The organism is Azospira inquinata, assembly GCF_018905915.1.
Lineage (GTDB): Bacteria > Pseudomonadota > Gammaproteobacteria > Burkholderiales > Rhodocyclaceae > Azospira > Azospira inquinata.
In genome coordinates this window covers 929,003-942,004 of record NZ_CP064782.1, presented here as the reverse complement: position 1 = coordinate 942,004, position 13,002 = coordinate 929,003, and the positions used below count along the sequence as shown (strand labels likewise).

The 13,002-nt window shown below is 60.7% G+C and carries 12 protein-coding genes and 1 tRNA gene; 9 read left to right on the top strand and 4 right to left on the bottom strand.

The features are described from left to right. Positions 1-22: 22 nt before the first annotated feature. From trpE to Azoinq_RS04115, 5 genes are all read left to right on the top strand, one after another. Positions 23-1,498 (top strand): anthranilate synthase component I, encoded by a 1,476-nt coding sequence (gene trpE / locus Azoinq_RS04135; RefSeq protein ID WP_216125564.1) that lies wholly within the window; start codon positions 23-25, stop codon positions 1,496-1,498. Positions 1,499-1,603: 105 nt separating this feature from the next. Beyond that, complete coding sequence (locus Azoinq_RS04130; RefSeq protein ID WP_216125567.1) at positions 1,604-2,173, top strand: anthranilate synthase component II; 570 nt, start codon at positions 1,604-1,606, stop codon at positions 2,171-2,173. A gap of 59 nt (positions 2,174-2,232) precedes the next feature. Continuing rightward, complete coding sequence (gene trpD, locus Azoinq_RS04125) at positions 2,233-3,249, top strand: anthranilate phosphoribosyltransferase (protein WP_216125570.1); 1,017 nt, start codon at positions 2,233-2,235, stop codon at positions 3,247-3,249. Positions 3,250-3,342: 93 nt separating this feature from the next. Next, on the top strand, positions 3,343-4,164 hold the full coding sequence (gene trpC / locus Azoinq_RS04120) for an indole-3-glycerol phosphate synthase TrpC (RefSeq protein ID WP_216125573.1): 822 nt from the start codon (positions 3,343-3,345) through the stop codon (positions 4,162-4,164). A gap of 678 nt (positions 4,165-4,842) precedes the next feature. Continuing rightward, entirely contained in the window at positions 4,843-6,063 is a 1,221-nt protein-coding gene (locus Azoinq_RS04115; RefSeq protein ID WP_216125575.1) for a porin, read from the top strand. 125 nt (positions 6,064-6,188) lie between these two features. Here the strand turns inward: Azoinq_RS04115 and proB are convergent, their stop codons facing one another. The 4 genes from proB to rplU all read right to left on the bottom strand — a co-directional run bounded on the left by proB (position 6,189) and on the right by rplU (position 9,247). After that, complete coding sequence (gene proB / locus Azoinq_RS04110; RefSeq protein ID WP_216125581.1) at positions 6,189-7,313, bottom strand: glutamate 5-kinase; 1,125 nt, start codon at positions 7,311-7,313, stop codon at positions 6,189-6,191. A 151-nt stretch (positions 7,314-7,464) separates the two neighbouring features. Beyond that, complete coding sequence (obgE, locus tag Azoinq_RS04105; protein ID WP_216125583.1) at positions 7,465-8,586, bottom strand: GTPase ObgE; 1,122 nt, start codon at positions 8,584-8,586, stop codon at positions 7,465-7,467. 62 nt (positions 8,587-8,648) lie between these two features. Beyond that, positions 8,649-8,918, bottom strand: a complete 270-nt coding sequence (gene rpmA, locus Azoinq_RS04100; RefSeq protein ID WP_216125585.1) for a 50S ribosomal protein L27 — start codon at positions 8,916-8,918, stop codon at positions 8,649-8,651. Positions 8,919-8,935: 17 nt separating this feature from the next. Then, positions 8,936-9,247 (bottom strand): 50S ribosomal protein L21, encoded by a 312-nt coding sequence (gene rplU, locus Azoinq_RS04095; protein WP_216125588.1) that lies wholly within the window; start codon positions 9,245-9,247, stop codon positions 8,936-8,938. 250 nt (positions 9,248-9,497) lie between these two features. Here rplU and ispB point away from each other — a divergent pair, with 250 nt between their 5' ends. The 4 genes from ispB to cobA all read left to right on the top strand — a co-directional run bounded on the left by ispB (position 9,498) and on the right by cobA (position 12,966). Next, positions 9,498-10,466 carry an octaprenyl diphosphate synthase gene (ispB, locus tag Azoinq_RS04090; protein ID WP_216125591.1) on the top strand — a complete coding sequence of 323 codons (969 nt, stop codon included), beginning with the start codon at positions 9,498-9,500 and terminating at the stop codon, positions 10,464-10,466. A gap of 42 nt (positions 10,467-10,508) precedes the next feature. Further along, a tRNA-Pro gene (locus Azoinq_RS04085) sits at positions 10,509-10,585 on the top strand. Positions 10,586-11,319: 734 nt separating this feature from the next. Further along, on the top strand, positions 11,320-11,661 hold the full coding sequence (locus Azoinq_RS04080) for a hypothetical protein (protein ID WP_216125594.1): 342 nt from the start codon (positions 11,320-11,322) through the stop codon (positions 11,659-11,661). A 564-nt stretch (positions 11,662-12,225) separates the two neighbouring features. Next, positions 12,226-12,966 carry a uroporphyrinogen-III C-methyltransferase gene (gene cobA / locus Azoinq_RS04075; protein ID WP_232368551.1) on the top strand — a complete coding sequence of 247 codons (741 nt, stop codon included), beginning with the start codon at positions 12,226-12,228 and terminating at the stop codon, positions 12,964-12,966. Positions 12,967-13,002 lie beyond the last annotated feature (36 nt).

Genomic DNA, 13,002 nt, shown 5'->3' with positions numbered 1-13,002 from the left:
CCCCTCTCTTGCGAGGTCTTCCATGACAGAAAACGAATTTCAGGCGCTTGCCACCCAGGGCTACAACCGTATCCCGGTGACCCTCGAGACCTTTGCCGATCTCGACACTCCCCTTTCCATTTATCTGAAGCTGGCCAACGCCCCCTATTCCTACCTTCTGGAATCGGTCCAGGGGGGGGAACGGTTTGGCCGCTATTCTTTCATCGGTCTGGCCAGCCAGACCCGCATTGCGGTCTATGGCCGCCAGGTGCTGGTGCTCACCGGCCAGCGGGTGGCGGAAAAGGAAGAGGACACCAATCCTCTGGATTTCCTGGCCCGTTACCGGCAACGTTTCCGGGTGGCTCCCACCCCGGGCCTGCCCCGCTTCTGCGGCGGCTTGGTGGGCTGTTTCGGCTACGACACGGTGCGTTACGTGGAGCCCCGGCTGCACCAGGGCCCCAAGGCCGGGGACCTGGGCACGCCGGACGTGCTGCTGCTCCTCTCTGAGGAACTGGCGGTGGTGGACAACCTGTCCGGCAAGCTGACCCTGGTGGTGTACGCGGAACCCGATGTGCCTGGGGCTTACCACAAGGCTCAGAACCGGCTGAAGGAGCTGCTGACCCAGTTGCGCCAGCCGGTGGCCGTTCCCACCGAATCCCCGGCGCCTTCCCTGCCGGCCCAGTCCGTGGTGGGGGAAGCGGCCTTCCAGACCGCAGTGGAACGGGCCAAGGCCTACATCACGGAAGGGGACATCATGCAGGTGGTCCTTTCCCAACGCATGACCAAGCCCTTCAAAGCCAGTCCCCTGGCCCTTTACCGGGCTCTGCGCAGCCTCAATCCTTCCCCCTACATGTACTACTTCAATTTTGAAGATTTCCATGTGGTGGGGGCGTCCCCGGAAATCCTGGTGCGCCTGGAAGGGGACACGGTCACGGTGCGGCCCATCGCCGGCACCCGCACCCGGGGCGCCACTCCGGAAGAGGACAATGCCCTGGCCGCCGAGCTGATCGGCGACGAAAAGGAACGGGCCGAACACGTCCAGCTCCTGGACCTAGGTCGCAACGATGTGGGCCGGGTGTCCCAGACCGGTTCGGTGCGGGTCACGGACAACATGGTCATCGAGCGCTACTCCCATGTGATGCACATTACTTCCTGCGTGGAAGGCAAGCTGCAAGCCGGGCTGTCCTCCCTGGATGTGCTCAAGGCGGCCTTTCCCGCTGGAACCCTGTCCGGCGCCCCCAAGGTGCGGGCCATGGAAATCATCGACGAGCTGGAACCCATGAAGCGGGGCCTCTACGGCGGCGCCATTGGCTACCTGGGCTTCCAGGGGGATATGGACCTGGCCATCGCCATCCGTACCGCCCTGATCAAGGACGGCCAGCTCCACGTCCAGGCGGGGGCGGGCATCGTGGCCGATTCCGATCCCCAGACCGAATGGCAGGAAACCCAGAACAAGGCCCGGGCGGTGCTGCGGGCGGCGGAAATCGCTGAAACCGGGCTGGATACCCGGCTCGGCTGAAAGGACGGCGGAAGGGGCGAGGCCCCGCTTCCGCCTCCATCGGGTGAATACGGTAAAACCGGCGGTGGGGCAAAGGCCCGGCCGTGGCAGGAAAGGGATGGAATCATGCTCTTGATGATCGACAACTACGACAGCTTTACCTACAACCTGGTCCAGTACTTTGGCGAATTGGGTCAGGAGGTGCGGGTGTTCCGCAACGACGCCATTACGGTGGAAGAAGTGGGGCAGCAAAAGCCCGACTATCTGGTGATTTCCCCCGGGCCCTGCGCCCCGGCCCAGGCGGGTATTTCCCTGGCCGCCATTCGGGAATACGCGGGCAAGATTCCTCTCCTGGGGGTCTGCCTGGGGCACCAGTCCATTGGGGAAGCCTTCGGCGGGCGCATCGTGCACGCCAAGCGCCTTATGCACGGCAAGACCTCCCCGGTCCATCACCTGGGCCAGGGGGTGTTCAAGGGCCTGCCCAATCCGGTGATCTGCACCCGCTACCACTCCCTGGCCATTGAGCGGGAAAGCCTGCCCGATTGCCTGGAAATCACCGCCTGGACCGAAGACGGGGAAATTATGGGGGTGCGCCATAAGACCCTGGCGGTGGAAGGGGTCCAATTCCATCCCGAATCCATTCTCACGGAACACGGTCACGACATGCTGCGCAATTTTCTCGAGGAAAACCGCTGAGGCTCGGGAGGCCGGCCCCCGCCGCCTCCGCCCTGGTTTTCCCCTATTTCGAGGACATCATGAATCCACAAGAGGCTTTGACCCGGATCATTGAGCACCGGGAAATTTTTCACGACGAAATGCTCGACCTTATGCGCCAGATCATGACGGGGGAAATGTCTCCGGTCATGATCGCCGCCCTCACCATCGGTCTCCGGGTAAAAAAGGAGACCGTGGGGGAAATTGCCGCCGCCGCCCAGGTGATGCGGGAATTTGCCACCCGGGTCCCGGTAGCAGACCCAGGGGAAGTGGTGGACATTGTGGGCACCGGCGGTGACGGGGCCCACACCTTCAATATTTCCACCGCCTCCATGTTTGTCTGCGCCGCCGCCGGGGCCAAGGTGGCCAAGCACGGCGGCCGCTCTGTTTCTTCCAAAAGCGGTTCGGCGGATGTACTGGAAGCCCTGGGGGTCAATCTCAACCTGTCCCCCGACCGTATTGGGGAAAGTATCGAAACCTTGGGCCTGGGCTTTATGTTCGCCCCCAACCACCACGGGGCCATGAAACACGCGGCCCCGGTGCGGCGGGAACTGGGGGTGCGTACCCTGTTCAATATCCTGGGTCCCCTGACCAATCCGGCTGGGGCGGAGCGCCAGGTATTGGGGGTCTTTCACCCCGATCTGGTGGGCATTCTGGTGCGGGTGCTGCAACGCCTGGGCTCCCAGCGGGCGTTCACCGTCTGTGGCCGGGAAGGCCTGGATGAAATCTCCATCTCCGGCCACACCCTGGTGGGGGAATTGAAGGACGGGCGCATTCGGGAATACGACGTTCATCCGGAGGATTTCAATCTGCCGGTGCACGATCCCAAGGTGATCCGGGTGGCCAATGTGGAAGAGTCCCGCCTCATGCTCCTGGCGGCCCTGGAGGGCACCCATGGCCCGGCCCGGGACGTGGTGGCCCTGAACGCGGGGGCTGCCCTCTACGTGGCGGGCCGCAGCCAGGATTTGGCCGGCGGGGTGGAAACCGCCCTGGACGTGATTGCCAGCGGTGCCGCCCGGGCCAAGGTGGATGAATTCGTGAAATTCACCAACGCCTAGGGGCAGGGGCTTTCCCCTCCCTTTTCCACGCAACCTTTGCCAGGGGGCGATTTCCCCTGACCCCTTTCTTTTCCTTCTTTTTTTGCCCCCATCATGAGCGACATACTGGAAAAAATTCTGGCCACCAAGGCCGAGGAAATCGCCACCGCCTCCGCCCTTAAGCCCCTGGCCGCCCTGCGGGCGGAAGCCGAAGCGGCGGTGCGGGACAACCCGGCCCGGGATTTCGCCGGGGCCCTGATGGGCCGTGCCAAAGCAGGCCAGGCGGCGGTCATCGCCGAGGTGAAAAAGGCCAGCCCCTCCAAAGGCATCATCCGGCCCGATTTCCATCCCGCCGCAATTGTCAAAAGCTACGCCGCCCACGGTGCCACCTGCCTTTCCGTGCTCACCGACCGCCAGTATTTCCAAGGGGCGCCCGAATACCTCCAGGCCGCCCGGGCTGCGGTTATCCTGCCCGTGCTGCGCAAGGACTTCGTGGTGGATCCCTACCAGATATACGAAGCCCGAGCCATGGGGGCGGACGCCGTACTGCTCATCGTCGCCGCCCTGGACCAGGGCCTCATGGTGGAGCTGGAAGCCCTGGCCCTGAGCCTGGGCCTAGCCGTGCTGGTGGAATCCCACGACGCCCCTGAGCTGGACCGGGCCCTAGCCCTGCAAACGCCCCTAGTGGGCATCAACAACCGCAACCTGCGTACCTTCCAGACCCGCCTGCAAACCACCTTGGACCTGGCTGCCCGGGTGCCCGCCGACAAACTGGTGGTTACGGAAAGCGGCATCCACACCCCCGCCGACGTGGCTCTCATGACCGGTAAGGGCATCCACGCCTTCCTGGTGGGGGAAGCCTTCATGCGGGAGCCGGACCCGGGTGAGGCCCTGGAACGGCTGTTTTTTGCAGGAAGCGGGGCGGCGGAGGGCTAGGGAAATTTGGGGCTCCGGCCTTTGGGGCGCCTGTTTGTGGAAATTCCACTTAGTAGTCCCAGGTTATTTGGTGGCGGGTGGGCAGGCTGGGGGGCAGCGGAAACGCCTTGCCTGAAAGGTGCGCCTTCCAAGTCTAGTGCTAGAAGTAATGGTGCCCCCTAGTGGCCCAGCTGGCTTCCCTCTCCACCCTTCTGTCTATGTAGGCCGTTTGCTGGCATAGCGGAGCGCGTTTGGGGCGCTTCGGGAACGCCGGCCAGCCAACCCAGGGGAAGGGCTCTAATTTCGCCTACTCTTCTCTACTACAGAGGCCAATGGGGCGGCGATTGCCTGCTGGGAGAGCTTAATTTGTCCCGAAGGGAAATCGGGGCGGCCTCAGAAAACCTCCGGATGCTTTTGTTAAACAGGCCGCGTCAGCAAGGGATAAGTCTCTCCCCTTCCCCTGATCCGGCCCGTCCTGATTGGTATCTAGGCCTTTTGTTTGCCTATGCAAGCGCCCTAAAAAACGGTGTGTTGCAAAAACACAACACTGTTGCCCGGGCGCTATAAAGAAAGCCATCCAACCGTTGCTCCCCCCCTGGCCCTTTGCCACAATGCAGCCAGCTTCCTCTCGGGGAAGGTAATTTCGGGGTCCAGGCATCTGCCGAAGACCTTGTCCAAATCTCAAAAGGAGATTCTCTAATGCAAAAGAAACTGATCGCCCTGGCTGTTGCCGGCCTGGCCTCCGCCGGTGCCTTCGCCCAGTCCAACGTCACCATTTATGGCGTTGCTGATGCTTCTTTCGAACAAGTTAAGGCTGATAGCGCTGCCGACAACGGCACCAACGTTAACTCCCGCACCCGCCTGAACACTAATTCTTCCCTGCTGGGCTTCAAGGGTAGTGAAGATCTGGGCAATGGCCTGAAGGCTCTGTTCCAATTCGAATCCACCGTCGATCTGGCTAACAGCACCTCCGCCAACAACGGCAATACCGTTGCTCCTTCCGCCGTTGGCGCCAACACCGGTAGCCTGTTCGGTTCCAAGCGTGACACCTTCGTTGCTCTGTCCGGCAACTTCGGTACCGTGCTGGGTGGCTATGTTTCCACTCCCTACCGTTCCATCGTGACCGGTTTTGACGTGGTTCCCGGGTCCGCTGGGTCTGGCTCTGACAATGGTGTGTTCGGTAAAGCTCTGGGCGCTGTTAACCTGGTGTTCCGTACCAACGCTATCGCCTACGCTTCTCCTTCCTTCAACGGCTTTTCTGGTGTGATCGCCTACGTGCCTAACGCCGCCAAGTCTTCTGAAGATGTGGCTACTAACACTGCCACCACCAACCCCTACGGCTGGAACTTGGCTTTGAATTACGCCAATGGTGGCCTGAAGCTGGCTTATTCTTACCTGAAACTGAATGATGTTGGCGTTGGTGCTGCTGCTGGTGTTGGTCTGAGCGCCGAAGACCACAAAGCCAACTTGCTGGCTGCTTCCTATGACTTCGGTCAAGGTACCACCTTGGTCGGTATGTACCAACATTACAAAGGTGATATGGATATCACCTCTGGTGGTTCTACCGACCTGAACCGTAACTCCTATTTCTTGGGCTTGAAGCACGTTCTGGGTGCCCATGAATTTGCGGTGTCTTATCAACACGCTAGCGATTTGGGTGGCAATCTGGTGTCCACGCTGCATCCGGGGCAAGGCAACAGCGATACCGGTGCGAACCAATGGACCCTGCGCTATGGTTACAACTTCTCCAAGCGCACCCAAGTCTATGCTTTGTACACCCGCATCGACAACAAGGATAAGTCCAACTTCAACTTCGCCAATGGCCCGGTTGGCTACTCTTCCACCGGTGGTCTGGATACTGGCGTTGCCGCTGGTTCCAATCCCCAAGTCCTGGGTGTTGGTATCCGTCACTCCTTCTAATCGGTTCTCCGATCAGAAAGCAAAACGGGCGCTTCGGCGCCCGTTTTTTTATGCTTAAAATCTAGTCTCAGAATGGTTGAAGTTTGGGGCCCTTTTCTTCGGACAAAACTCGGTCAAAGTTCCTTTTAACCTACCAGTACCAGATTATCCCGGTGCACCAGCTCCGGCTCTCCGGCGTAGCCCAGGATGGCTTCTATGTGGTCCGATGATTGCCGGGCGATTTTGTTGGCGTCGTCGCTGCTGTAGTTCACTAGGCCCCGGGCCAGTTCCTTGCCTTCTGGGGTCATGCAGCGCACCGCTGCGCCCCGTTCAAATTCCCCTTCGATACGGGTTACTCCCACTGGGAGCAGGCTGCTGCCGTCCCGCAGGGCTTTGACGGCGCCTGCGTCCAGGAAAATCCGCCCCGCCATTTGCAGGTGATCGGCCAGCCATTGTTTGCGGGCGGCGATGGGGGGGTGTTCGGCCTGGAGCAGGGTACCTACGCTTTCGCCCTGGCTTAGGCGGGGCAGCACATTGGCTTCCCTGCCACTGGCGATGACTGTGTCGGCGCCGCTGCGGGCTGCCCGCTTGGCGGCCAGAACTTTGGTGATCATGCCCCCCTTGCCGATACTGGTACCGGCGCCGCCCGCCATGGATTCCAGCTGCTTGTCTCCGGCGGCGGCTACCTGAATAAGGGTGGCGGCAGGGTCCTTGCGGGGGTCGGCGGTGAACAGCCCGTCCTGGTCGGTAAGGATAATCAGGGCGTCCGCTTCCACCAGGTTGGCCACCAGGGCTCCCAGGGTGTCGTTATCCCCCAGCTTGATTTCGTCCGTCACCACCGTGTCGTTTTCGTTGATGATGGGCACCACTCCCAAAGCCAGCAGGGTGGTCAGGGTGGCCCGGGCGTTCAGATAGCGCTTGCGGTCCGCCATGTCATCGTGGGTGAGCAGAATCTGGGCGGTTTTGATGCCGTGTTCGGAGAAGGCGGTCTCATAGACCTGGGCCAGGCCCATTTGCCCTACCGCGGCGGCGGCCTGAAGCTCGGGGACGGCCTTGGGGCGGCTATCCCAGCCCAGGCGTTGCATGCCGCAGGCGATGGCGCCGGATGAGACCAGTACGACTTCTTTTTTGTGGCCCTTGAGTTGGGCGATTTGCTTCGCCCAGGCGTGAATGGCCGGGAGATCCAGACCTTTGCCGTTGTTGGTGACCAGAGCGCTGCCGACTTTGACCACCAGTCGTTTGGCTTGAGCAATGCGGGAAGTGGGGGACATGAAGCCTTCCTGTTTGTGCGGGAACAACACGAGGAAGGCGGGGTTGCCGGGCGAAAACCCGGGTGCGAGAGCGGTTAGGCCGGTCCCACCTTCCGCGTCTTAGGTGACGGGAATGACAGGGCGCCCGGTTCCCCGGGACGCCCGGGCAGAATTAAACCTCGTCTGCTGGATTTTGGGTAGTGCTGTCCGGGGTGGCCGGGGCATCCCCGGCATCCTCATCCTCTTCGTCGTCTGTTGGCGGGGGCGGCGGCACCAGGGTCTCCAGGGTTTGCTGGATGGCATAGACCAAGGGGCGGCAGCCGTCACCGCTGATGGCTGTGATGGCGAAGTGGCGGGGAGCTGTGCCGGTGGCGGCCTGATAGGCCTCCAGGAAAGCGGTCTGCCGGATTTCCCGTTCTTCTTCCGGAACCAGGTCCAGCTTGTTGAGCACCAGCCAGCGGGGTTTGGCCGCCAGGTCCGGACTGAATTTTTCCAGCTCGGCCACGATGGCCTTGGCTTCGGCCACCGGATCGGCGTCTGGGTCCGTGGGGGCCAAATCTACAATGTGGAGCAATAGCCGGGTGCGGGAGAGGTGCTTGAGGAAGCGGTGTCCCAGGCCGGCCCCATCCGCCGCGCCTTCAATCAAGCCCGGTACGTCGGCAATGACAAAACTCTTGTTGTCATCCACCCGGACCACGCCCAGATTGGGGTGCAGGGTGGTGAAGGGGTAGTCGGCCACCTTGGGTTTAGCGGCGGAAACGGAGCGGATGAAGGTACTTTTCCCCGCATTGGGGAGACCCAGCAGGCCCACGTCGGCCAGAACCTTGAGCTCCAGCTTCAGTTCCCGCTCTTCCCCCTGTTCACCTTTGGTGCACTGGCGAGGGGTTCGGTTGGTACTGGACTTGAAGTGGATATTGCCCAAGCCGCCCTGACCACCCTTGGCGATGAGGAATTTTTTTCCGTCCGTATCCAAGTCGGCAATCAGCTCCCCGGTGTTGAGGTCGCTGATGGCGGTGCCCACGGGCATGCGCAGGGTGATGTCATCCCCGCCTTTGCCGTAGCAATCGGCGCCCCGGCCGCTTTCCCCGTTCTGCGCCAGAAATTTCCGGGTATAGCGGTAGTCGATCAGGGTGTTGATATTGCGATCCGCAATGGCGTAGATGCTGCCGCCCCGGCCGCCGTCGCCGCCGTCCGGGCCGCCTTTGGGAATGTATTTTTCCCGCCGGAAGGTGGCAACACCGTTGCCGCCCTTGCCGGCGATGACCAGAATTTTGGCTTCGTCGATGAATTTCATGGCTGAGAAATAGAAAAGCCCTATCACCAGGATAGGGCTTTTAAGGCTGTCAGGAAAATTGCTTAGTTGGCAGCGGCAACGGGAACGATGCGCACCGTGCGACGGCGCTTTTCACCCTTGATGGTGAATTCCACCCGGCCGCCGGTCAGGGCGTACAGGGTGTGATCCTTGCCGATACCTACGTTTTCACCCGGGTGAAACTCGGTGCCCCGTTGGCGCACCAGGATGTTACCCGGCACTACCACTTGGCCACCGTAGCGCTTGACGCCCAGGCGTTTGGATTCTGAGTCGCGGCCGTTACGGGAACTACCGCCAGCTTTTTTGTGTGCCATGCTGTGCTACTCCTCGATCAGGCCGAGATACCGTCGATGCGGATCTCGGTGAAGTTTTGCCGATGTCCTTGATGCTTTTGGTAATGCTTACGACGGCGCATCTTGAAAATCTTGACCTTGTCGTGGCGGCCGTGGGCCAACACGGTGGCCTGAACGGCAGCACCCTGAACCAGCGGGGCGCCAATTTTCACGGACTCGCCTTCGCCTACCATGAGGACTTGGTCGAGGGTGACTTGCGCGCCAACTTCTGCCGGTATCTGTTCTACTTTAAGTTTTTCGCCAGCGACGACGCGATACTGCTTGCCGCCGGTTTTTATGACCGCATACATTGTTGGAAGCTCCAAAAAACGGATTGAAGTGCAGAACCGCGCATTATACGGATTTTTGGTTGTTAGTCAAAGGCTTCGGCGGATTTTCCGGGGGGCGGCGGCCGGGATAGGGCGGGCGCGGCTTTCCCGCTCCTGGCTTCCCTTGACGGCCTTAAGCGCGGGCGCCTAAGATGCGGCGGTTTGGCTATCTTTTCCCTCGCCTTTCGTGGTTGAAGAAGCCCCCTTTCCACTCCTTTGTTCTCGAAATCCTGTGGCGCTAGACAAGCTGTATTCCCTGATTGGCCCCGACATGGGGGCCGTGGACGCGGTTATCCGCCGTCAGCTCCATTCCGATGTGGTGCTGGTGCGGCAGGTGGCCGAATACATTATTAACAGCGGCGGCAAGCGGCTGCGCCCGGCCATGGTGCTGCTGGCCGCCGGTGCCGTGGGCTATCAGGGGGTGGAACACCACAACCTGGCGGCGGTGGTGGAATTTATCCATACCGCCACGCTCCTCCACGACGACGTGGTGGATGAGTCCGATCTGCGCCGGGGCCGGGAGACTGCCAACAACCTGTTTGGCAATGCCGCCAGCGTTCTGGTGGGGGATTTTCTCTATTCCCGTTCTTTCCAGATGATGGTGGCTACCGGCAACATGGGGGTCATGCAGGTGCTGGCCAACGCCACCAACATCATTGCGGAAGGGGAAGTGCTGCAATTGATGAATTGCCACGACGCCAACGTGGATGAAACCCGCTACCTTCAGGTGATCCATTACAAGACCGCCAAGTTGTTCGAGGCCGCGGCCCAGATTGGCGCCATCCTGGGGCAGGCGTCTCCCGCCGTGGAAGCGGGGCTGACGGCCTATGGCATGCACCTGGGCACCGCCTTCCAACTCATCGATGATGTGCTGGATTATTCCGCCGATGAGGCGGAAACCGGCAAGCACCTGGGGGACGATCTGGCGGAAGGCAAGCCTACCCTGCCGCTTATTTACACCATGGAACACGGTTCCCCCGAGCAGGCCGCCTGTGTGCGCCATGCCATCGAGGAAGGGGGCCGGGACGATTTCGCCAAGGTGCTGGCCGCCATCCGGACCACGGGTGCCCTGGACCACACCCGGAAGCAGGCGGACGTGGAATCCCAGGCCGCTATCCGGGCCCTGGATACCCTTCCGGCTTCTCAATACAAAGATTCGCTGATAGAATTAGCCCTCTTCGCTGTAGCGAGAAGCTACTGAACGACGTTCCCCGTAAGCGTCGTCTCATTCGCCAACAGCCGTCGGGGTGTAGCTCAGCCTGGTAGAGTACTGCGTTCGGGACGCAGGAGTCGGAGGTTCGAATCCTCTCACCCCGACCAGGAATTCAAGAAAAGCTCTGAGAAATCAGGGCTTTTTTCTTTTCTGTCTATCCTTGTCAGATTTCCCCCATAGCCTCCCCGCATCGGTTTCAGAGTGACGCTAGGGTGGCAGCAGGGTGACAAAATCACCCACTGCCTTTTCCAAGAAGCCCATTCCATCCCTGGTTCTCAAGCCCTCAGTGAGACTTGAACGCCCTTGGTGCGCCTACAAGCCCAAAATCTCGGGGCGGCCTATAGCTTTTCATTCCCGCTCTGCCGTTTATTTACTTTAGAACCTTCCTGGGGCCTCCTGGCTATCCTGGAAGACCGGCGGGGGCTAAGAGTAATAGTGGGCCTATCAGCTTTGTCAGATACGGGGTTTTGTTGCGAATTCCTTTGTCTCAAAGAGCTTTTGGGGCGCAACCCGATTTTTCTCCTGGTTCCCCTGATTTCTTTTGCGAATACCTGAAGGGGGATGGGGCGGTGGGCTTTTGTTGCGGAAAAAGGCACTTTTGCGCTAGCCCTACTGAGGGCGGGCTCCGTCATGGGGCGGATTTAAAGAGCAACGATGGCAATTGCTCGGGCGGAGTGAGTGGGGTGGCCATTGATTATGGTGGGGCACGGAAACTTTTCGTAACCTTTGGCGCTAAGTTGTTACCTCTGTACGGTCATACCGAGATCTGGGCTGGGCGTTAATTTCTGCACATCAGGACATTTCCCTGGTGAATCAATCAAACCGCTTAAGGAGTTTCCAAATGCCGAAAATGACCGGGAAAATCGCCGCCCTGACCCTGATCGCCATCATGTCTCTCGGGGCTGTAGGATCAGCCTTTGCCGGGGAGAGTCAGTGGGAGAAGGCGCATCCCCGCCGGGAAGCGGTGAATCAACGCCTGCATGACCAGGATCGGCGGATTAACAAAGAGGTCCGGGAAGGGGAAATCTCCAAACAACAGGCCCATCAGTTGCACCGCGAAGACCATCAAATCCGCCAGGAAGAACGGGACATGGCTCGACAGAATGGCGGGCACATTACGGGGCAAGAGCGGCATACTTTGAACCAGCAGGAAAATGGTGTTAGCCGCCAGATTGGGAAATAACGGTGGGCTTGTGGGAAATTTGCCCCTGAATGCCGTTCGGAGTCCCTGATCTCTACTCCCCATTGAGTGTGGCGGGATATCGGCCGACTCCAATCCTTACCTGGGAAGCCAGCCGCTCGGTTGGGTGAAGATGGGAGAACGGGCGGTGTCTCCGGAGGCGGAACCGGGGGGGCGGAATCGGAGAGGGGGACTGTGCTGCCAGCCGGGTGGGGGTGTCCCTCTTTAAGCCCTCATTTGGAGCGTGATTCCTGGAATGCGTGTTCATCATGGTGCATGGGGCTGGCTTTGGGGCGTGACGGGAAATAGGGCTGCAGCCGCCCATTCGGCCTCTGGCGGGGAAAAAAGCAGAATGGCACGGGCCATGCTTTAAAAGGACATCGGTAACGCCAACGGCGGTGTTACCTCAGGACAAAGACGTCTGCCTGCGATTACTCGCGGGCAGGCGTTTTTTTTTGCGGATTGGTCTGGCCCGGGAGGTTTATCGGTATGGCCCAAAAGCAAGGAATCAGGGCGGCTGGGACGGGCGGGGTATGCCTGATTGGGGCCGGGCCTGGCGCTGGGGATTTGTTGACCCTGCGGGGTGCCCAGCGATTGGGGCAGGCGGAGGTGGTGTTGGTGGATGAGTTGGTTGGCTCCGAGGTGCTGGACTACGTCCCCGCCCATGCCCGCATTGTTCGGGTCGGCAAACGGGGCGGGGGAAAAGCCACCCCCCAGGATTTCATCCAACGCTTAATGCTGCGCTATGCCCGCCAGGGAAGGCGGGTCGTCCGGTTGAAAGGGGGAGATCCCCTGGTATTCGGTCGGGGCGGCGAGGAACTGGCGTTTCTGGGGCAGCAGGGCATCCCGGTGGAAGTGGTGCCGGGTATTTCCTCCGGCCTGGCGGTGCCTGCCACCCTGGGCATTCCTGTCACCCATCGTCATTACTGCCATGGGGTAACCCTGGTCACCGGCCATACCCGGGAAAACGGTGAGCCGGATTGGGCTGCCCTGGCCAAAACCGGCACCACCCTGGTGATTTACATGGGGCTTTCCCGGCTGCCCTCCATTTGTCAGGGCCTATTGGCCGGTGGCCTGCCTTTTCAAACCCCGGCTGCAGTGATCGCCCAGGGGACTTTGCCGGGGCAGCGGCAGGTGATCGGCTCCCTGGCTGATCTGGAGGCTCGGGTGAATGCCGCCGGTCTGCTCGCACCGGCCCTGATCGTGGTGGGAGATGTGGTGGGGTTGGCCTGGCAAGCGGCGATAGCCGGCACGCCGGGGGCTAAAGATGGACCTGCCCCCCTTTGCCCCCAGCGCCGGGTGGCTTGAACCCCTTGGAAATTAGATTGTTTTTTGGAGAAACGG

Bases quoted from the DNA above. Each gene is read 5' to 3' on its own strand.
- trpC (WP_216125573.1), top strand. From the start codon at position 3,343: ATGAGCGACATACTGGAAAAAATTCTGGCCACCAAGGCCGAGGAAATC.
- Azoinq_RS04130 (WP_216125567.1), top strand. From the start codon at position 1,604: ATGCTCTTGATGATCGACAACTACGACAGCTTTACCTACAACCTGGTC.
- rplU (WP_216125588.1), bottom strand. From the start codon at position 9,247: ATGTATGCGGTCATAAAAACCGGCGGCAAGCAGTATCGCGTCGTCGCT.
- obgE (WP_216125583.1), bottom strand. From the start codon at position 8,586: ATGAAATTCATCGACGAAGCCAAAATTCTGGTCATCGCCGGCAAGGGC.
- proB (WP_216125581.1), bottom strand. From the start codon at position 7,313: ATGTCCCCCACTTCCCGCATTGCTCAAGCCAAACGACTGGTGGTCAAA.
- Azoinq_RS04080 (WP_216125594.1), top strand. From the start codon at position 11,320: ATGCCGAAAATGACCGGGAAAATCGCCGCCCTGACCCTGATCGCCATC.
- trpD (WP_216125570.1), top strand. From the start codon at position 2,233: ATGAATCCACAAGAGGCTTTGACCCGGATCATTGAGCACCGGGAAATT.
- Azoinq_RS04115 (WP_216125575.1), top strand. From the start codon at position 4,843: ATGCAAAAGAAACTGATCGCCCTGGCTGTTGCCGGCCTGGCCTCCGCC.
- trpE (WP_216125564.1), top strand. From the start codon at position 23: ATGACAGAAAACGAATTTCAGGCGCTTGCCACCCAGGGCTACAACCGT.
- rpmA (WP_216125585.1), bottom strand. From the start codon at position 8,918: ATGGCACACAAAAAAGCTGGCGGTAGTTCCCGTAACGGCCGCGACTCA.